The sequence below is a fragment of the Bacteroides sp. OM08-11 genome, from assembly GCF_003438665.1.
In the GTDB taxonomy this organism is placed as follows: Bacteria; Bacteroidota; Bacteroidia; order Bacteroidales; family Bacteroidaceae; genus Bacteroides; species Bacteroides cutis.
Window position 1 is genome coordinate 109,246 of sequence record NZ_QSTJ01000008.1, and the last position, 20,795, is coordinate 130,040.

General features: G+C 38.4%; 15 protein-coding genes and 1 pseudogene. 4 read left to right on the forward strand and 12 right to left on the reverse strand.

The genetic code is table 11. The features are described from left to right. Positions 1-109: 109 nt before the first annotated feature. On the forward strand, positions 110-1,156 hold the full coding sequence (locus DXC10_RS13960) for a leucine-rich repeat domain-containing protein (protein WP_101545828.1): 1,047 nt from the start codon (positions 110-112) through the stop codon (positions 1,154-1,156). Between the two features lie 127 nt (positions 1,157-1,283). Here DXC10_RS13960 and DXC10_RS13965 read toward each other — a convergent pair whose 3' ends face one another. Further along, complete coding sequence (locus DXC10_RS13965; protein ID WP_101545831.1) at positions 1,284-2,900, reverse strand: ABC-F family ATP-binding cassette domain-containing protein; 1,617 nt, start codon at positions 2,898-2,900, stop codon at positions 1,284-1,286. A 314-nt stretch (positions 2,901-3,214) separates the two neighbouring features. Here DXC10_RS13965 and DXC10_RS13970 point away from each other — a divergent pair, with 314 nt between their 5' ends. After that, on the forward strand, positions 3,215-3,841 hold the full coding sequence (locus tag DXC10_RS13970; RefSeq protein WP_101545919.1) for a nucleotide exchange factor GrpE: 627 nt from the start codon (positions 3,215-3,217) through the stop codon (positions 3,839-3,841). A 12-nt stretch (positions 3,842-3,853) separates the two neighbouring features. Further along, positions 3,854-5,020 (forward strand): molecular chaperone DnaJ, encoded by a 1,167-nt coding sequence (gene dnaJ / locus DXC10_RS13975; RefSeq protein ID WP_101545833.1) that lies wholly within the window; start codon positions 3,854-3,856, stop codon positions 5,018-5,020. Positions 5,021-5,096: 76 nt separating this feature from the next. On the opposite strand, the gene DXC10_RS13980 is transcribed toward dnaJ, so the two are convergent. From DXC10_RS13980 to DXC10_RS16585, 7 genes and pseudogenes are all read right to left on the reverse strand, one after another. Next, entirely contained in the window at positions 5,097-8,234 is a 3,138-nt protein-coding gene (locus tag DXC10_RS13980; protein WP_101545837.1) for a cyclically-permuted mutarotase family protein, read from the reverse strand. A 7-nt stretch (positions 8,235-8,241) separates the two neighbouring features. Further along, a complete protein-coding gene (locus DXC10_RS13985; RefSeq protein WP_233519969.1) occupies positions 8,242-10,239 on the reverse strand; it encodes a family 20 glycosylhydrolase in 1,998 nt (665 codons plus the stop codon). A 17-nt stretch (positions 10,240-10,256) separates the two neighbouring features. Beyond that, positions 10,257-10,919: an SGNH/GDSL hydrolase family protein gene (locus DXC10_RS13990; RefSeq protein WP_101545843.1), complete on the reverse strand. Its 663-nt coding sequence runs from the start codon at positions 10,917-10,919 to the stop codon at positions 10,257-10,259. Between the two features lie 131 nt (positions 10,920-11,050). After that, the gene (locus tag DXC10_RS13995) at positions 11,051-12,226 is read right to left on the reverse strand and encodes an AGE family epimerase/isomerase (RefSeq protein ID WP_101545845.1); all 1,176 of its coding nucleotides are present in this window, start codon (positions 12,224-12,226) and stop codon (positions 11,051-11,053) included. 12 nt (positions 12,227-12,238) lie between these two features. Then, complete coding sequence (locus tag DXC10_RS14000) at positions 12,239-13,156, reverse strand: dihydrodipicolinate synthase family protein (protein WP_117738110.1); 918 nt, start codon at positions 13,154-13,156, stop codon at positions 12,239-12,241. 31 nt (positions 13,157-13,187) lie between these two features. Next, positions 13,188-14,426, reverse strand: a complete 1,239-nt coding sequence (locus DXC10_RS14005) for an MFS transporter (protein ID WP_101545849.1) — start codon at positions 14,424-14,426, stop codon at positions 13,188-13,190. 125 nt (positions 14,427-14,551) lie between these two features. Beyond that, positions 14,552-14,853, reverse strand: a pseudogene (locus tag DXC10_RS16585) (YhcH/YjgK/YiaL family protein). Between the two features lie 241 nt (positions 14,854-15,094). Between DXC10_RS16585 and DXC10_RS14015 the strand changes: the two are divergent. After that, positions 15,095-16,303: an ROK family transcriptional regulator gene (locus DXC10_RS14015; RefSeq protein ID WP_101545851.1), complete on the forward strand. Its 1,209-nt coding sequence runs from the start codon at positions 15,095-15,097 to the stop codon at positions 16,301-16,303. Here the strand turns inward: DXC10_RS14015 and DXC10_RS14020 are convergent. From DXC10_RS14020 to DXC10_RS14035, 4 genes are read right to left on the reverse strand one after another with little or no spacing between them, the layout of a single operon-like run. Further along, positions 16,300-16,764, reverse strand: a complete 465-nt coding sequence (locus tag DXC10_RS14020; RefSeq protein WP_101545853.1) for a WbuC family cupin fold metalloprotein — start codon at positions 16,762-16,764, stop codon at positions 16,300-16,302. The two genes, DXC10_RS14015 and DXC10_RS14020, sit on opposite strands and share 4 nt — an antisense overlap. Position 16,765: 1 nt before the next feature. Next, a complete protein-coding gene (locus DXC10_RS14025) occupies positions 16,766-17,110 on the reverse strand; it encodes a UpxY family transcription antiterminator (RefSeq protein ID WP_101545855.1) in 345 nt (114 codons plus the stop codon). Then, positions 17,086-18,195, reverse strand: a complete 1,110-nt coding sequence (locus DXC10_RS14030; protein ID WP_101545858.1) for a Wzz/FepE/Etk N-terminal domain-containing protein — start codon at positions 18,193-18,195, stop codon at positions 17,086-17,088. Before DXC10_RS14030 ends, DXC10_RS14025 begins: the two co-directional genes overlap by 25 nt. Positions 18,196-18,204: 9 nt before the next feature. Further along, complete coding sequence (locus DXC10_RS14035) at positions 18,205-20,754, reverse strand: SLBB domain-containing protein (RefSeq protein ID WP_101545860.1); 2,550 nt, start codon at positions 20,752-20,754, stop codon at positions 18,205-18,207. Between the last annotated feature and the right edge of the window lie 41 nt (positions 20,755-20,795).

The window sequence follows — 20,795 nt, forward strand, 5'->3', positions numbered from 1 at the left end:
ATATAATTGATTAATATCCGACAAAAATAACAATAAAAAGAAAAAACATTAGTAATTCTTTGCATATTCTCGCTATATTTGAAGCACTTAATTAATCTGAATTCAAAACATGAGCCTAAGAAAAATACTATTAGTCACTGTTGGAATGTATTTCATGCTGAATGTCTCCGCACAGAATTCCAAAAGATATTATGTAGCCAAACCGGGTACTTTAGTTGAAATGTTGACTGAAAATGAAGCCAACCAAATAACTCATCTTACACTGCAGGGTAAGCTGAATGCTATTGACTTCCGCCACTTAAGAGACAAATTCAAAAATTTGCAGATATTGGATATTTCTACCGCATCCATCAGTATGTATGCCGGAAAGAACGGCACGCATCCTGACCGTTTTTATGTTTATCCCGCCAACTGTATACCTTCGTATGCCTTCTGTACGCAAGTCAACGACAGTACATTCACAGGAAAGACATCGCTGACAAGAGTGATTATATCCGACAAGACTAAAAACATTGAAGATGGTGCATTCAAAGGTTGTACCAATTTGAAGATCTGCCAGATCCGAAAGAAAACTCCTCCCAATTTACTGCCCGAAGCATTGGCAGACAGCATAACAGCCATATTTGTACCACTAGGCAGTAGTGACTCTTATCGTCGTGGGAAAAGATGGGAAGCATTTGCATTCATCGAAGGAGAACCGATAAGTATTACTGTACAAATAGGGATGATGGGAAGCTTGGCAAGTGAACTTATTCAGAAAGGTATACAACCCAAAGATGTGAATTTTCTCACTGTGGAAGGTAAGATGGATGAAGCCGATTTCACTTTGATACGCAACTATATGCCCAATCTCGTTTCTATTGATTTATCGAAAAGTAATGCCACAATAATTCCCGACTATACTTTTACACAAAAGAAATATCTACTAAACATCTCCTTGCCTCATGCTTTGAAAAGTATCGGACAACGTGCCTTTAGCGGTTGTACCCGTTTATGCGGTACCATAATATTACCTTCCAGTGTAACAGCTATTGAATATGGAGCTTTCATGGGCTGTACCAACTTGCGTAAAGTACTTGCTACAGGAAACAAAATTACGACCCTTGGGGATAATATTTTCGGAGAAGAAGAAGATAAATTGATTTATAAACAATAATTCAAGCACGGACTACGCGGATTTTTTATTTAACCAATAATATCGCAGTCTGTACCCCCCGTAATCCGTGCCCCAAAATACATTATCTTACCGGAGCGCGAATGCCATCACGCCCCTAAGTTCATATTTATTCCCCGTACATCCGTGTTTTCAATTCCTTGATATGGTCGGAAGTGATATACTCATCATATTCCATCATCTTATCAATGATACCATTCGGTGTTAATTCAATGATACGGTTTGCTACAGTCTGAATAAATTCGTGGTCATGAGAGGAGAACAGAACATTCCCTTTATAAATCTTCAGATTATTATTGAAAGCCTGAATAGATTCCAAATCAAGATGATTGGTAGGTGTATCTAAAATCAGACAGTTGGCATTACGCAATTGCATACGTGCAATCATACAGCGCATTTTTTCACCTCCCGACAGCACACTGGCTTTTTTCAAGACCTCTTCACCAGAGAAAAGCATACGCCCAAGAAAACTCTTCATATACACTTCATTTCCTTCACCAAACTGACTCAACCAATCTACTAAATTCAAATCGGTATTGAAAAAGTCTGTATTATCCAATGGTAAATAAGCTGTGGTAATCGTAACACCCCAGTTGAAAGTTCCCGCATCCGGTTTTATGTTACCATTGATAATCTCAAACAAAGCAGTCATAGCACGTGGGTCATGTGAAAGAAATACAATTTTATCCCCTTTTTCAACGTTAAAGTTTACATCACGGAACAATACCGTACCATCTTCCAAGGTCTTCGTCAAACCCGACACTTCCAATATCTGATTACCCGGTTCACGCTCCGGTGTAAAGATAATGCCTGGATATTTACGGGAAGACGGTTTGATTTCTTCTATATTGAGTTTCTCCAGCATCTTCTTACGGCTGGTAGTCTGTTTACTTTTTGCTACGTTGGCACTGAAACGGCGAATAAACTCTTCCAACTCCTTCTTCTTCTCTTCAGCCTTGGCCTTCTGATTCTGCTGCTGACGAAGAGCCAACTGACTGGATTCGTACCAGAAGCTATAATTACCGGCAAAAAGATTGATTTTTCCATAGTCAATATCCACCGTATGTGTACAAACAGAATCGAGGAAGTGACGGTCGTGACTCACTACCAACACTGTATGCTCAAAATTAGAAAGATACTCTTCTAACCAGCTTACGGTATCCATGTCCAAGTCATTGGTAGGCTCATCCAGCAACAAGTTATCCGGGTTACCATACAAAGCCTGTGCCAACATGACACGCACTTTTTCTTTATTATTCAGTTCACCCATCAATACATAGTGCTTGTCTTCCTTAATACCCAATCCACTAAGAAGGGCAGCCGCATCACTTTCGGCATTCCATCCATCCAGTTCTGCAAACTTTTCTTCAAGCTCAGATACCTTCAAGCCGTCTTCATCGGTAAAATCTTCCTTCGCATATAACTCTTCACGCTGTTTCATAATGTCCCACAACACCGTGTGTCCCATCATTACAGTATCCATCACTGTAAAAGCATCCCACTTAAAGTGGTCTTGGCTCAAAACAGAAAGACGTTCACCCGGTCCTAACATAATAGACCCGGTAGTCGGATCTAAATCTCCCGAAATAGTCCGTAGGAAAGTCGATTTTCCGGCACCATTGGCACCAATAATTCCATAACAATTACCACTTGTAAACTTCAGGTTTACATCATTGAACAACACTCTTTTACCAAACTGTACCGAAACATTCGAGACTGTAATCATCTTTATATTTACGATTTAATTATGATTTACTATTTTGAAGTTGCAAAGATACGAAATAATACTCTAAATCAGGCTACAACAAGTTAACTTCTTGCATCAGATGAAGTTAACTAACTATACACAATGAAGTTAACTAACTGCATCTTATTCAGTTAACATTATACAAATGCGATATTAACTTCCTATTTATAGAATATTTCGCTGTCAATCTGACATAAAAGTACTACCTTTGCAACGTTTTCGACGAAAACAGTCTTTTTGGCAAAGTTTTTGCAGAAGAAGTGGTATCATATTAACTTAAACCCTTGACAACAATGAAAACAAAAACATTTTATAAGAATAATAAGCATAACAATATGAATTCTAAAGAAAAAGAAACCAACAAAGAAGAAGAATTGAAAGCTCAGGCTGTTCCCAATGAGGAAGAGACAATTGAAAAAGAAACTTCCGAAAAAGAAGAGACACCTTTGACCGAAGAAGAAAAGCTGAGTCAGGAGTTGGAAAAAGCCAATCAGGAAATTGAAGAACAGAAAGATAAATATCTGCGTTTGTCTGCTGAGTTTGACAACTATCGTAAACGTACAATGAAAGAAAAAGCTGAACTTATACTGAATGGCAGTGAAAAGAGTATCAGTAGTATTCTTCCTATCGTAGACGATTTTGAGCGTGCCATCAAAAACATGGAAACAGCTACTGACGTTGCTGCCGTAAAAGAAGGCGTTGAACTTATCTACAATAAGTTTATGAATGTATTGGGACAGAATGGTGTAAAGGTTATTGATACCAAAGAACTCCCTCTTGACACAGACTATCACGAAGCAATTGCCGTAATTCCGGCACCTGACGAAGCACTGAAAGGTAAAATTCTGGATTGCGTACAAACCGGTTACACGCTAAACGACAAAGTCATCCGCCACGCCAAAGTAGTGGTTGGAGAATAACATAAAAGTTATATGGAAAAAAGAGATTATTACGAAGTATTGGAAGTCGAAAAAACAGCATCGACAGAAGAAATAAAAAAAGCTTATCGTAAAAAAGCCATTCAATATCATCCGGATAAAAACCCGGGTGATAAAACGGCGGAAGAGAAGTTCAAAGAAGCGGCAGAAGCATACGATGTATTAAGTAATCCGGACAAACGTGCCCGTTACGACCAATTCGGCCATGCCGGACTGGGTGGCGCTGCCGGCAATGGAGGGCCGTTTGGTGGTTTCAGTGGCGGTATGTCCATGGATGACATTTTCTCCATGTTCGGTGACATTTTTGGCGGACACAGCAGTGGATTTGGCGGTTTCGGCGGATTTGGCGGTGGTAGTGCCCAACAACGCCGTTATCGTGGTTCGGATTTGCGGGTAAAGGTAAAACTGAACCTGAAAGAAATCTCTACCGGTGTTGAAAAGAAATTTAAACTGAAAAAATATGTTCCTTGCAACCATTGCCACGGAACAGGTGCCGAAGGTGACGGAGGTGCAGAAACTTGTCAGACTTGTAAAGGTAGTGGTACGGTTATACGTAATCAACAAACCATTCTCGGTACTATGCAGACACGTGCCACTTGCCCCACATGTGGTGGTGAAGGTAAAGTTATCAAGAATAAATGTAAGGAATGTGCCGGTGAAGGTATCGTTTACGGTGAAGAAGTAGTATCTGTAAAAATTCCCGCAGGCGTAGCAGAAGGTATGCAACTCTCCATGAATGGTAAAGGTAATGCCGGTAAACATAATGGTGTACCAGGCGATCTTCTGATACTCGTAGAGGAAGAAGCTGATAAAGAGTTAATCCGTGACGAAAATGACCTGATATACAACCTTCTCCTCAGTTTCCCAACAGCAGCTTTAGGTGGTGCAGTAGAAATCCCTACTATTGACGGCAAAGTGAAAGTAAAGATCGAATCGGGTACACAACCGGGTAAAGTTCTTCGCCTGCGTGGTAAAGGTTTACCCAATGTAAATGGATATGGGACCGGTGATTTATTGGTAAATATCAGTGTATATGTTCCTGAAACTCTAAACAGAGAAGAAAAGAAAGTTCTTGAAGAAATGGAAACATCGGATAATTTCAAACCGAATACATCAATTAAAGAAAAGATTTTCAAAAAGTTCAAGAGTTTATTCGATTAAAATAAATTCTACTATAAAATCGTCAAAAGCGGGATAATAATTATCCCGCTTTTGACGATTTTATAGTATTAATTTCCTATTTCTCCAATCGAATTCTAGTGATCTCCGGAGTACGTATGCCCGGTTTCAGTTCGCCATTAATATAGAACAAGTCTTTACCCCATACCACACATGCAGCGCCTGCTCGAGCTGTAGCGGGAATACATTCTATAGTTTGCCATTTCTCACGATGAGTATTATAGGCAAGTAAAAAACAATTAAAACGATACCATTCTACCGGATGTGATAAATAATCTGGAGCAGGTTTTCGAAGTGCTTGCAAGAAAATATCTTTATTCACCCCTCCCATACAAAGAATCAGACTATCTCCCCAAGCAACGGCAGTACCTCCTCCTAATGAAATCGTTTCTCCCTGCCTATTTACAGGAGCAGGCAAAGATGTCCATTTTCCTGAATTCGGCGAATACACATACCCATCCAGTGACAATGAAGCTGGAGAACCTCCCACCCCAACCGCAAAACCACCCCATAGATAAAAAGCCGGACGACCTGTTACATCAGTTTGCACTGCACACACCGGTTGTATACGGGGAAGACCGGGAAAATCCGGAAGTTTTTGCCAACCTTCTAAAAGTTTTTCCAAATTCAGACAATAAAAAACATTAGATGGTTTACCATCTTTATTACCTCCGGCAATATATACTGTATTACCTAAAATACAACCCGACATATTATCCAATGCACATGGTAAAGACGGCAATACTTCTATAAGCACTTTTTTATCATTCTCCATACTAATGCGATATACCGTATTCAATGTCCCTTCAGCATTCATACCTCCTACACAAACAATTCCATCCGAAGTAGAAACCGACACTCCATAAGCCACAGGTTGCGGAAATTCCCCTACCTTTCGCCAAAAGAACACAGAATCGTCCGAAAGTTCTGTAACATAGATATCCCGATAGAACTCTTTGCTTCCTCCATCCTTGGCGGATTTTTTTGGAAAGTTACATCCGCCGGCTATCAAAAGCCACCCATCTGTAACCCCTGCAAAACAGGCAGAAACCCCTTTCGCAAAATTCTTATCCTTTTCTGGAAAACCCTTCATAGCCTGTATATCCACTACATTTACATATGCAGAAATCGCTTCTGCACGGAAAGTAGAAGCAGGTAGTCCAGCAGCATTTACCAAATTCGCACGAGTAAACGGTTGCCACCCATAACGTACATAGCGCGGAGATTTTAAATTCTTACTATACACTTTCAGACAATTATTTTCCACCTCTGCAATAGCCGGTTCAAACAGTCCATCTATTTCGGCCACTTCAAATGTACGCAACGCTTTTCCATCAGCGCTATGCATTCCTTCCCCATAATCAAAAGAGACATATACTGCACCATTCCGGAACTCGGCACTACGGAACAAAGGCCCGGAGGGTACTATATGTTTCCAACCATACGTTTTGTTTAATGCCCAATAAGCCAATCGTTCCCCAATAGGTCGCTTGTCAGTAGGATGCACATTCAAAGAGTCTCCTTTATCACTGGACACCACCATCCCTGTATTCCGGATATCCTTCATCAAACGACGTTGGCTGTCACGAAACCAAGGCCATGACGGACGATCGATACTTGAAAGCTGTACATAATAAAAAGGCATCTCTGAATTCGACCAGTTTTTACGCCAACTTTCCACCAGAAGTTTAAAAAGTTTTTCGTGCACATCTTTATTATGCGCATTCGATTCTCCCTGATACCAAATGACTCCTTTCAACGGAAATTGCCTCAAAGGACGAATACCTGCCTCAAACAAATAACAAGGCTCATAAGGATGACGTTGCCGGTTATTTTCTGATTTCCGCACATTCAAAGCCGCTCTGCCACGTACCCAATCTTGGATAAAATCATTTTTTGTCCAATTCCTCAATATTGCAGGGAACCGATACTCCAGTGTATTACGGTCAATCCAAGCTTCTGCCGGTGAACCTCCAACAGCATTACAAATCAATCCGACAGGAACTTTCAAACTGTCCTGTAACATTTTACCAAAATAATAGGCTATAGCAGAAAAGTCTCTTGCGGATTGCGGAGAGACAGTTTCCCACTTTGTATCTTTATAGTATTGCAAACTATTCAACGAATCAAGTACGGTACTCTCCCATTCTACGGCATTCGTACGCCAACGCGCTTTCATATCAAACAATCGTATCCTACTATTAGTAGCTAACGGAATATCCTGTTTCCCGGAAATGGCTTCTTTCATCATAAATTCCATATTAGATTGTCCCGAACATAACCAAACTTCACCTGCCAATATATCCTTATATTGCAAGGTTGTTTTCTGACCATCCGTTATAGTCAATGTATAAGGTCCTCCTGCAGAAAGCGGCAACAAAGTTACTTCCCAATGTCCGTCACTACCCACTTTTACTGTTTGCTTTTGCTTAGCTATACTCACTGTCACCATTGCTCCGGCATTAGCCATACCTTGAATATGCAACGGAATATTACGTTGTAAAACCATACTATCCGTATAAAGCATGGACATCTGCAGTCCGCCAAAATCACCGGTTATCGCTGAATAAACTGTTTCCGCCAAAATTCTGGCTCCTGCCGGATTAGGATGCACTGCATCCGGAAACATAAAAGGATAAGGATATAATGGTTTCTCAAAGTCGATGAGTTGCACATCTGCAAACCGAGCTACAGTTTCGATGGCTTGCTGTATTTCCCCTCGCCAATCACGAGTACCGGATTCAAAACGCTGATGACGATCTGAAATGGGAGTCAGTCTAGCGATAAGAATTCTACATTGAGAGGACTTAGCCTTGAATGTATGTATCAAGTCCAAATAGTCTTTCACAAAACTATCCCTATAATTAGGCCAATTACGTGGATCTGTATCATTAATTCCCAAATGGATTACCACAATATCGGCAGTAAACTCTATAGCCTGTTGATATTCCTTTTGTAAAATATAAGGACGATGTCCTTTAGCCAACAAGGTAGTTCCTGATTTTCCAAAATTCGCTACTTCATAGCTATCTCCTAAAAGTTGTTGTAACCGTACAGGATAAGCTTGTGTATCACGGTCAGGCAGAGCTGCACCATATGTAATGCTATTTCCCACACAAGCTACTTTAATACGTTTCTGGGCATATCCACTGATTACACCCATCAACAACAAGAAAAGAATTATTATCTTTTTCATACATAAATCAATTTAATTTTTTCTCAGGAGAATAAATAAGTCCTTCCACAGCTTTTTTTCCATCCAAAGTGACAAACACCGTGGTAAACATCCATTTTACCAAACGGATTTCCGGCTGGGTAAACTTACCAACCGGAAGTTTCAAAAGTATCTTGTTCCACCCTTTATGGAGTTGTATGGATAGAGGTGGACGAACAACACAATTTTCATTTCCCAAAGGTACCTCAACATCTTTTACACGATGAGTCATGGTCCAGCCAGGTGGCAAAATCTCTTCATCATTTATCCATATCCGGCTTCCTTTATAGTCCCATTTACCCGGTAATGGCGGTAAATCAGCTTCGGAACGGCCATAATTTTGGAATTCAGCCCACAATCCGACAGTTTGATTTTTGGGAGAGTATACATAAGTATATGCATAAGCAGTATGATTTTCCTTAGGCTCTTTATAGAAAGCAGGAACAAACGTTCCCCACACATGGCGTAAATAAATACCGGCCCCCACTGCAAGATGTGTACTAAAATGCCGTCCTTTATATTGATAAACATTTTTCAATTCGCGTTCCGGTGGAAATGAAGCAGTTAAATCACCATTATTAGGGAAAGCATCCGTAATCTTCCACCATACATTTGTTTGTTTGACATAGCCAAACGGATACCCTTTGAATTTATGTTCTTTGTACCACAACATTCTTTCTTCAAAGTCACTAAACGAACGAAATATTTCATTACTTGTATCGGGAGGAAGGATTGTACCATTTTTATCAAAATATTCAGTACCTCCTCCCAACCACGCACGCTCGGCAATGGCAAGCATATTGGGATAAAAACCATTTTGTAAAATAATATCTTGTTCTTTATCTATATACCGATCGTTCCATACGGCTAAAATTGTTCCGGCAATATATTCACTTCCTTGTTCCACATTATAAATGCGGCTATTATAAAGTGCTATTATGTCCCCGAAAGTATCAAAATGATTCAAATAATGAAAACGAGAATCAATGGCAGGAATACCTTTCTGAGCTTTTCCACGAGCACTCCACAGATGCATCATATCAATTTCGCCTGGTCGATACTTCCACCCCGGATTCCAAGAAATGACTTTCTTTCCTTTGGTACGAATATACGACACCATTTCAGGAACAAATTCCGGGTTGGTAAATTTCACTTCATCAGTACCAATATGTAAATAAGGTACATCAAAAACTTCACAGACCTCATCCATCAATAACTTCAGAATTTTCATTCCTTCAGGGCTTTGCATATCATGCCGGAAAACACGAGTAAAGGCTGCGCTATGTCCCGGCATATCAAATTCCGGTATCAGTGTCATCCCATGTACTTTACAAAACGCGACAAGTTCTTTCGCTTCTTTTTGAGTATAATATTTGCCAGACATGCGGGTAGTATTCACACCATCATTCAACATTGGGAAAATCTTACTTTCCATTCGCCATGATTGATTTTCCGTGAGATGCCAATGAAAAACATTAATTTTAAACTGAGAAAGCATGGATATTTCACGTTTCAATTCCTCCATTGAAATATAAGTACGCCCCACATCATGCATAAAACCACGTACTCTGAAAGCAGGCCAATCTGTGATGATACATCCTTTAAAAACTGTTTTCTTAACTGAAACTTCTGCCAATTGCCTTAAAGTTTGCATAGCCCAATAAACCCCTTGACCCGTAACCGCTTCAATGGATATTTTCTTGGACATCACCTGCAAACGATAGGCTTCATTTTTATTTAAGGGAACTTCGTTCATTGAATCTACCAGATTTATTTCAATCATAGCAGTAGATTTATCATCTACAGTACCTCCATGTTCCTTAATAAAATTTTCCCACTCTTTCTGCAAAACAGGAGTAGACAGACGTGTTTTACCTAACACAAAAGAAGCCCCATTCGACACAAATCTCTGTGGTTGTGGTAACAAACGATTATCACCTGCATGTCCTTTTTGACAAATACATACAAGCAATAAACAGACAAACATGAGAATGATCTTTTTCATTACTCAACAATATAAGGTTTGATAATTTCCGCCCACTTCAAGTAGCCTTTTCCCAGTAAATGTAACCCATCATTAGTATACTCATTATTCATTTTACCGGTTTCCTTATCTAAAAAATGGCTATAAAGATCAATATAGGTGAGTTTTTTTCTCTCTGCCAACTCTTTCAGACCTCTGTTTATATCAGGAATGGCAGTAGCACGGGAAGTATGTCCATTGAACATTTTATAATAATCACTTACCGGTAATACACTCTGCAAATAGAGTTTTGTACGTGGGGAGTTTCTCGCAATCTTTTCTGCAATCATATCAATACGTTTTACAATAGTATCGACTGATACCCCACGGCTTACATCATTAATACCAATCAATAGAAATATCTTACTAGGCTTACCAGATAAAACAGCATCTAGCCTATCATAGACTCCCATAGTCGTATCACCGCTGATACCACGATTTTTTATATGGGGATTAGCAAATAATTCGTTCCATTCAGCACCATTAGTAATACTATTACCTAGAAATATAATATCTTCTGAAGAGACTGATAATACTTCAAACAACGTTGCACGCTGATAATAAAATGTTGAATATTTTTGCCCTTGGGCATTTATGTCCCACACAGTGCAACAAAAAAGAAATAACAGGAAAAGTTTTTTCATAATAACACTTTTAAGGTGAACAATGCAAATTTATTATTTATAGATTAAAGGGAGTTAATTTCAAATACAAAATTAACTCCCGGCATTACCTTTCTAAAAAACTAACCTGAAAACTAACCAAAGTCTAATTTTTATAGTAGTTCTGTACAAAGGATATAACTGCGTATCATCATACGGGGAACATGAAAAGGCCCCTTAAAAATATTGCCTTTAGCCGGTTGGGCAACGCTACCGTCACGATGCAAATAACCATACCATTCACCATACTCCTTATCGGGAAAATGAGAATAAGTCCAATCACTAATCTGTTTATGCATTTCAAGAAATTTCTCGTCTCCCGTAGCTTGATAAGCATAAAGAGCGGCGATTATAGTCTCGGTTTGTGGCCACCAGAACTTCATATCCTGAGAATAATCCTGGGAAGGCATGTTGCGACAGTCTCGAAAATTAATAATACCTCCATATTCTTTATCCCAACCCCACTCCCACGACCAATCGAGTATCCGAAGTGCCAGTTTGACTAATCTTTCATCCCAATTACGATATTTGGCCTCTTCCAGAATAAACCAAGAAGTTTCAATACAATGTCCCGGATTAATAATACGTCCATCGCATGTGTCTATGAATTCGCCATTCGGACCTACAGTCTCCAACAAAGCTTTAAACTCCGGATGAACAAAATATTTTTCAATAGCACTGATTGATTCTTCAATCTGCGCATCAAGTTCAGGATCACTAATCACCGCACGAATACGAGCAGCCGTATTAATCAAAATCATCGTGATGGAATGTCCGCGCATCTCTACAGTAGGCAAGTATTTGGGTTCTAAAAAACCTGGAGTAGAAAGGAAACGCCTGATACGCTTAAATAGCCCCAAAGCGTTTACTGCATAATTCTTATCACCGGTAGCCAAAGAATACTCCGCCATAGCTATAGCAGCAAAACATTCGGAAAAGACATAACGGCGCTTACGCAAAGGTTTTCCATCTTCTGTCACTTCAAAATACATGTGTCCATCTGTATCGGCACAATGTGCTTCAATGAAGTCGATACAACTTTTAGAAGCTGACAACCATTCCTGATTTTTCTCTATATTATTATAGGCATATGCTGCAATAAAGCCGAAACGCCCCTGAAACCATACAGACTTTGTAGTATCCATCAGACTACCGTCACGGTTCACACAAGTGTATACCCCTCCATGCTTACGGTCCAGTCCATTTTTCAACCAAAAAGGCATGATATCTGCAATAATATCATTTTTATAAGATGCAGCCCAAGTTCTTATATATTCAGTAACATTCATGGCTATATATATTTAGAATTTATTACAGCGATCAAAAAAATGAATAGATTCAAGTTCGGCTTTCATTTGTATTTCTTCCTCATCCGTCATATTTTGGAAAGGAGTACGATTCTTGCCTAAGTCAAGACCTATAAGTTTCATGATACGTTTTCCACCTACAATATTACCACGATAATGGCATATAATATTTATGACTTCTTGAGAAAAGTCCTGACGCTCACGGGCCGTTTCAATATCTCCCGCTTTCCATGCATCAATAATACCTACCAGTTCACGTCCATTATAATTGGTAGTTCCCCCAATACCCCCTTGTGCACCTCCCATTGCCAAACAAGGAAGAATGGTCTCATCCTGTCCATGTAACATATCGAATTTTCCATTCTTATATAAACGACACTGATTGTATTCATACATACTCTCGAAAGTGTATTTTATTCCTGCGAAGTTGGGTATACGACCATCAACAGCCTCCAACAACTTCACCATTGGCAAAAAAGCACCGTTGAAAGCCGGAATATGATAGTAATAAAAAGGTAATTCTGGAGCGCCATAAGCTATATCTTCAATATATTTTACCAGTTCTTCAATACGCCCGATTTTCGGAAAAGGAGGTGCCATAGCCCCAATCCCCCATGCACCGATTTTCTGTGCATGTCCAGCTAACATACGGCTCGACTTAACACAGCAACTACCTACATGTACAATAACTTTAAATCCTTTAGGAGCAACAGAAATCCAATGTTCTGCCAATTTCATTCTTTCTTCTTCAGTTAACATATAACCTTCTCCGGAAGAGCCATTGATAAATACTCCTTGCAAACCATTCTTCTGAAGCATATTAGCATAAGCTTCAATAGGTTCATAATTTACTTCACCATTCTCATAAAATGGAGTAAATGGCGCATCAATTAGTCCAATAATCTTTTCCATAATGTATTCTTTTAATTAATATATATCAAAATTATTCCATGTTATCCGTTTTGGGACGCAAAAAATATAATTGTAGCGCCAAAGCCAAAGCTACTACAACACTTAATAATGCAAATCCTTCTCCCAAACTACCGCCATCAGTCCATTTTCCCAATAGTTTTGTGACAGCAGCACCGGCAAACACTCCGGTCATATTCATTATCCCATAAGCCGTACCACGATATTTTGCAGCCACAAACTGACATAAAATAGGCATGTTATTAGCATCAAAGATACCAAAACCGATACCAAAAAGCAGTCCTGCCCCCACCACAGATACAAAACTATGTCCAAAACCTAACAATATCAAAGCAGGAATAGTCATTCCCAATCCGATCGCTCCGGTATATACACGTCCACGAAGATTTTTCTGCACCCAACGATCGGAAAGAATGCCACCAATAATCACTCCGATAAAAGAGGATAAGGCTATAGTAATAGTAGATATAGGACCAGCTTGTGCCATTGGAATATCCAGACTTTCTGCAAAAAGAGTCGGTAACCAATTCTTTGTCGCCCATCCCGGTAGACTGGGTGCCGCAAAATAAAATAGAATAATCCAAAAAGCCCAAGTAGAAAATAAAATACTCAGGCCACTAAATACAGATACTTTTTTCACACCCGAAACTTTTATCCTATCCTTTTCTATTACGATATGGGAAGGATTTTCATGTAATAACAATATCAGTATCAATGAATAAGCAATACCTGCAACTCCAAACCAATGAAATGTAGATTGCCAAGAAAACATCGCGGCAGCAGTTGCTCCAAAACCTCCGATAGCTTGTCCCACATATAATCCTGTCATATGCACACCAATAGCCAACGAACGGGATTTACCCTGATGCCAGTCGGCTATCAAAGATAGGGCAGAAGGAATGTAAAGGGCCTCACTAATCCCCATCACAGCACGGAGCCAATACAATTCATGGAAATTATCCGCATATCCCATCAGGAAAGTAACAGCAGACCATACAAAAAGACTCCCTACCACCAACCATTTCCGGCTAAAACGATCGGCAATCATACCGGCAACCGGACTCATAAAACCATATATCCAAAGGAAGATCGCCATTAAAGCACCAAAAGCCTCTGCTTTATCTAACTCAACTATATCTACTCGCATAGCTTCTTGCATAGTAGAAAGCATTTGCCGATCCATGTAATTAAGTAAAGCTACCACCCAGAGTAAACCTACCACTATCCAAGGATAAGTTTCTTTGTTTTTCATATTATTCAATTTTAAAGTTTTATATATTCATGATAAAGGCGTCACAAATATAGCAATATATTTATTTTTATACAATTATTTAATAAATATATTTATTAAAATAGGAGATATTACTAACTCTTCAACTAAAATCTTACCTTAGCTATAAGTTTACGTATCTTCCCTTTCCTATAAGAGGGGCATGAGTATCCTCAGGATAAGTAACTACAAATTGCTCCGGATGTAAAGTAATAAATATTATTGGAATGTCTGAATATAGAGCACAATCCGGATTAATATTATTAATAAACAGATTATCACTCAATATTTCAATCCGACCCAAATCCGAATGAAGTCCATTGTGAGTCTTGACATAGTCGGACAAAACTTTAAATAAAGGATGAAGTTTTTCTATCCGCCGTACATTTTTCAAGTTGGACATAATCATATTTATATACTTTAAATCAATAATTCTCTTTTTGAATTTAAAGAATACAACAAATTAATTTATCGCCCACAAATTAATAAATATCTTTATTATACATTTAAACTAAAAGAAAAAGAAAGTCATAATTTCTATAGTGAACTATAAATAAAAAAAGTGTCAAAAATGACTTTATACCATATATAAACTTCAGATATTAAATTAATTTAGTATCTTTGTATGAATACAACAGAAATATATAATTATGAAGCAACATCTTTTAAAAGAAATAGAACTGGGAAGTAAAAATGCATTATTAAAAAAACGCATCATAGAACATTACATATATAATGGCAGTTCTACTATTACAGATTTATCCAAAGAACTAGATCTAAGCGTACCCACTGTCACCAAATTCATCAGCGAGATGTGTGAAGATGGATATATCAATGATTATGGAAAATTAGAAACAAGTGGCGGAAGACATCCAAGTTTATATGGTCTCAATCCGGGATCAGGTTATTTTATAGGAGTGGATATCAAAAAATTTGCGATCAATATAGGGCTTATCAATTTTAAAGGAGATATGGTGGAACTCAAAATGAACATTCCGTATAAATTTGAGAATACCCCAGAAGCTATGGAAGAATTATGCAGATTGATAAATAACTTTATCAAAAAGGCAAGTGTCAATAAAGAAAAGATATTAAATATATGTATCAACATCTCTGGACGCGTAAATCCAGAATCGGGTTATAGTTTCAGCCAATTTAATTTTTCAGAACGTCCTTTAGCTGAAATATTAACAGAAAAAATAGGATATCCTGTATGTATTGATAATGATACACGAGCCATGACGTATGGAGAATATCTTCAAGGATGCGTTAAAGGAGAAAAGAATATCATTTTCGTGAATGCCAGTTGGGGACTGGGTATAGGAATTATCATAGATGGTAGAATATATACGGGAAAATCCGGATTTTCCGGAGAATTTGGGCATATCAATGTTTTTGACAACGAAATACTCTGCCATTGTGGGAAAAAGGGTTGCCTAGAGACTGAAGCCTCCGGTTCGGCTTTACACCGTATTTTAACAGAGCGTATAAAAAATGGAGAAGGTTCCATTTTATCCGACCGCATTGATATAAAAGAAACTCCACTTACTTTAGATGAAATCATTGCAGCGGTAAATAAAGAGGATTTACTATGTATAGAAATAGTAGAAGAAATTGGACAAAAATTAGGTAAACAAATTGCCGGATTAATCAATCTATTTAATCCAGAATTAGTAATTATAGGAGGAACCATGTCAACAACCGGAGATTACATCACTCAGCCCATAAAAACAGCTGTAAGAAAATACTCTCTCAACCTGGTAAATAAGGACTCCGTCATCATGGCATCCAAATTAAAAGATAAAGCTGGTGTTGTAGGTGCTTGCATGTTGGCACGTAGCCGAATGTTTGAAGGTTAAAGTTTCACTTCTAATATTTTATTCATGAAAACTTCCGCTCCTTTTACATCTGATGGAGCGGGAGCCCATGAAGCTATATCCTCTGGAGAAAGGGGGAAATAAGGCCCCTTCTTTATTTCAAAAATAACAGTCCCTGATTCCAAGGCGACTATATTATGCCACGTACCGGAAGGAATTTCTAAGCCATACTTTCCTTCTGACGGATTAAGAAGTGCTTTATCGGTAACGTTACCTAACTCATCATAAAAGAAAACCCACATGCTCCCCCTTAACAATAAATAAGTTTCCTCTTTATCCCTATGACGATGCGGAGGAAGATAAGTACCTGGCTCTAATGCATTCAACATACGATGAATGGGTTCTTCCATAGAAGTATGAAAATTATAATTCATACGCAAACGAGGATTTACCTTTGCCTGAGAGGTTACTTCATTGAGTAATTCTTCTGTTATAAGTTTCATTTTATTTCAACAATTGCACAAACTTAGCGGACAATTCAGACTTTTCAGCACAAATAGATATTTTTTTCCCTTCACTATCTACCAAAAAAGAAGCATTCTGTGATGCTATAAATGGAACTACATCTACTGTATCTTCTACAAAAAGACAACCTGAAAAAAGAGGCATAAATACTTCTCTGGTTCGTCCATTCCATTTCTTATATACGATTTGCATAGGACAAAATGCGGTATACCCTGCCGCATTTAAACGTTGCATTAACTTACGTTCTGACTTGAACGCTGCATGCACAGCACACCAGCGGTTCATATTATCATTAGTCATCATATTGTTGCTTGCTTTTTCCATCCTTTTAATAAATCTTTCACAAATAAAATCCACCCTACACTACCTACCCCTGCAAGGAAAATAAATCCTATTAAGATCATAACCTTATTAGGTTTAGCTGCACGCAAAGGTACTGTTGCCGGTTGTACAACTGTATATACCGGGGTAATCTCCTGCACCTTTGCTTTTGCCATCTGTAATTGTTGAGAAACTTGCGTATATACACTATATGCCAAATTCATCTCATTTTGCAAACGCTCTTGCTCAGCACGATAACTCAACAAAATAATATTTTGGTTAGCATCTACAAAAGTGGCATATTTTTTCTGAGCATCCGTATAACCATCCTTCGCTTCTTTGTAAAGTTTTTCGGTAAAAGCTAAGTCATGACGAGCTTTATTGGTTCGATAATTCGTTATATAGTTCTGTAAACAATGCATAACGGTATCTGTTAAAGAAGCAGAAATTAAAGGATCCTGCATAGTTACCGACAAAGTAGTAACTCCAGTTTTCTTATCAATAGAAACAGAAATACGTTTACTCAGTACTTCAGCAACCTTAGCTTCGTCTATCGTCAGTTTAAAAGGATCTGCCTTACCGACCTTTTCTTCCGGCTTGTCTTTAAACAAAGACAATGTCCAGCCTAAAGCTTTAAAGGGAGCAGACATCACTGCACCCCACCAAGGAGCACGTTGATATTTGTCTAAATAGGCATACAAAGTTGTATCAATTTCAGCTTTTTGATCTTTTACTTTTACATCAAACAACTCTAATAAAAAAGGTGTTGATTTAACAATATCAGGATAGAGTTCAGGAGATAAGGCATCTTCTCCAGAATTACTTCCCAAATTAATACCTGCCATAGCGGCTAAAGCCCCCATACTTCCTCCACCTGACCGAGTGGCACTTTCAGGTGCCAACATCACCTCAGTAGTATATTCTTTCGGTATACTAAATGCAACCACCAGACCTATTAAAACAGCAATACCACATGCTTTGAAAACCAATTTTCGTTCTACCCAAACTTTTTGGGCAAGTTCAATTAAATCAATCTCTTGTTCCTCCGGTTGTTGAGGAGTTATATTTTGCATTTTATCTTCGCTCATAGTCCTGTCTTACTTAAATAGGTTAACCATAGTAGCAATCATTGTAGCCAAAGAAGCTGCAGAAGTACCCATACCTATCATTTCAGCCGGACTTAACTTCTTGCTTGGATCCTTACTAGGAACAATAATCTCACACCCTGGCTCAATCGCCTTTTTATTACTGGAACGCAAGCGTGATACCGTACCATTCATATACACAACATAGGCCTTACGTTTCTTCGCACCAGAGCCATACCCTCCAGCTTGGTTGATATAATAACGAAGATCTTCACCTTCTTTAAACAATACCGTATTAGGATACATCACAGCACCGTTAATCTTAACGGTACTTACATATTCAGGAATAAGCAAAACGTCTCCTTCACGTAACACCATATCATAATCAGATTTAGGATTTGCCAATGCTTTATCTAAACTGATACCAACAGTATATGTATTATTAATATCTGTATCTACCAATTTCATTGATATAGAATCTGCACCTGTTTTAAACTTAGCCATACGTAACGCATCTTCTTTACGGCGTATTTCCTCCTCTGTCATTTTACGTATAAGACGCGCGCCTCTCACATAAGCATCAGAAGTAACACCACCTGCTTTAGCAACCAAATCACTCAAACGTTCATTTTTCTTTGACAAAGCGTAACTTCCTGTAAACAACGCTTCCCCCATAACAATTACATTCTTTTGCTTGCGATAAGCCGGACTTTTACGAATATAGACTTCATCAAATGGCTGCAAATAGAAATCTTCGCTACCAGCCCCCATAAGCAAACCGTCTTTCAAGTCGAAAGTAAAAATCTGTCCAACAGCATTATTATCGCTATCACTTTTAGGATTTTTGATACGGCGTGATACCTCTATCTTAGTTGTAGCAGCAGCTTCCAACAATCCACCAGATTGAAGCACCAAATCCTCAATAGTCATTTTATCAGAATAAAGATATGTACCGGGATTGCCAACCTCACCATGAATGGTAATTGTAGCCTCTTCCTGTAGATCATGGATACTAGGGATATATAATATATCATTTTTCTGCAAAGGAATATCTGCAACAGTCCCATTAAGCAACCCCCTCAAATCTATTTGAATTATTTCATGTGTTAAATCTTCGTTTTCCCGGTTTATTACAGCACGATTCAAAAAGGCATCACCCCGTATTCCCTCCGCTTTCTTTATTAATTCTTTTACAGTATTTACGTCACCATTCAACTGATATAGACCTGCTCGATAAACAGCACCTTTTACTTCTACACGATTTTCAAAACGTTCAAGAACAGAATCGACAGTCAAGACATCACCATCATCTACGCGGAATACGGAATAATCCATTTCATCCACATTGTATATCTGATGTTCTCGACCACTTTTACGCAACACCCGAATTGCTTTTTTATAGGCATCACCCGTAAAACCACCCGAATATTTTAATATAGTTCCTATCGTTTCAGTAGGTTTCATTTCATAAAACATAGGACGTTTAACCTTACCAAGTATTTGCACTAAAGATTGATAAGGATCTACGATTACTACATCACCATCCTGTAAACGAATATCATCTTTCATCTTACCTTTCATGATAAAATCATAGACATCCAAATCTGCAATGGCATTTCCATCACGCACCACCTTTATACTACGAAGACTACCGATTTTATTTACTCCTCCTGCACGATAAAGAGCATGAAAAACAGATGCAAAAGAGGATAAAGTATATGTACCGGGAGCAACTACTTCTCCCATTACATTCACTTGTATAGAACGGATTTCACCTAAAGTCAACTTAATTTGTGTATTAGGAGTATTACCAGTTACTCCTGCATATATTTTGGCAAACTCTTGTTTCAGATAATTATTAGCTTCCTTTACTGTCTTTCCATTCAAATAGACAGGACCTAAATTATCCACCAATACACTACCTTCCGGAGAAATAATTTCACGGATAGTTGTTTGAGACGCTCCCCAAACATCAATTATGACTTCATCACCAGGCCCTAAACGATAATTAACGGGTGTAGCCACATTAACATTCGGCTCAAAAGTCAAATTCTCATTCTCAAAAATATTATGGCCAAAAATCTGTGTCGTAGGATCTTTTTCTTCCTCCCAATAATCATATTCCTCATTCTGGTTGACAAACGGTAAATTTCCTCCCTCTATGGTTCTATTGTCATCAGTTATACCATCTTCCGTACGTTGTCTTAAAGGTTTTCTCAAACCTTTGATTTTGGAAACGTCCTGTTCATCACCGCTTAGCTTCTTATTACGCGTATTTTTATTCCTTTCGTCATAATTTTTCTGAGTACGCATACGAGATTGTGAAGTAGAGGTCTCATTTTGTATACTACCCGTCTTATTACTATACTTGGCTTGTATTCTTTGGATTTGTTCTTTTGTCACCCCTTTTCTCATCAACTCAGTAGTCATTTGCTGCTGTGTTTTTCCCGTCATTTGACCTTCCTTTACGAACTGGACAACTTGTTCGTCGGACATTTGCTGGGCAAATACCACTCCTGACACCGTAAACATCAACAAACATAAAAGTATAAATCTGCGCATAAGTAAGATATTTGATTAATCTTTTAGTAATCTAGTAACGT

Bases quoted from the DNA above. Each gene is read 5' to 3' on its own strand.
- DXC10_RS13960 (WP_101545828.1), top strand. From the start codon at position 110: ATGAGCCTAAGAAAAATACTATTAGTCACTGTTGGAATGTATTTCATG.
- DXC10_RS13965 (WP_101545831.1), bottom strand. From the start codon at position 2,900: ATGATTACAGTCTCGAATGTTTCGGTACAGTTTGGTAAAAGAGTGTTG.
- DXC10_RS13970 (WP_101545919.1), top strand. From the start codon at position 3,215: ATGAAAACAAAAACATTTTATAAGAATAATAAGCATAACAATATGAAT.
- dnaJ (WP_101545833.1), top strand. From the start codon at position 3,854: ATGGAAAAAAGAGATTATTACGAAGTATTGGAAGTCGAAAAAACAGCA.
- DXC10_RS13980 (WP_101545837.1), bottom strand. From the start codon at position 8,234: ATGAAAAAGATAATAATTCTTTTCTTGTTGTTGATGGGTGTAATCAGT.
- DXC10_RS13985 (WP_233519969.1), bottom strand. From the start codon at position 10,239: ATGTTTGTCTGTTTATTGCTTGTATGTATTTGTCAAAAAGGACATGCA.
- DXC10_RS13990 (WP_101545843.1), bottom strand. From the start codon at position 10,919: ATGAAAAAACTTTTCCTGTTATTTCTTTTTTGTTGCACTGTGTGGGAC.
- DXC10_RS13995 (WP_101545845.1), bottom strand. From the start codon at position 12,226: ATGAATGTTACTGAATATATAAGAACTTGGGCTGCATCTTATAAAAAT.
- DXC10_RS14000 (WP_117738110.1), bottom strand. From the start codon at position 13,156: ATGGAAAAGATTATTGGACTAATTGATGCGCCATTTACTCCATTTTAT.
- DXC10_RS14005 (WP_101545849.1), bottom strand. From the start codon at position 14,426: ATGAAAAACAAAGAAACTTATCCTTGGATAGTGGTAGGTTTACTCTGG.
- DXC10_RS14015 (WP_101545851.1), top strand. From the start codon at position 15,095: ATGAAGCAACATCTTTTAAAAGAAATAGAACTGGGAAGTAAAAATGCA.
- DXC10_RS14020 (WP_101545853.1), bottom strand. From the start codon at position 16,764: ATGAAACTTATAACAGAAGAATTACTCAATGAAGTAACCTCTCAGGCA.
- DXC10_RS14025 (WP_101545855.1), bottom strand. From the start codon at position 17,110: ATGGAAAAAGCAAGCAACAATATGATGACTAATGATAATATGAACCGC.
- DXC10_RS14030 (WP_101545858.1), bottom strand. From the start codon at position 18,195: ATGAGCGAAGATAAAATGCAAAATATAACTCCTCAACAACCGGAGGAA.
- DXC10_RS14035 (WP_101545860.1), bottom strand. From the start codon at position 20,754: ATGCGCAGATTTATACTTTTATGTTTGTTGATGTTTACGGTGTCAGGA.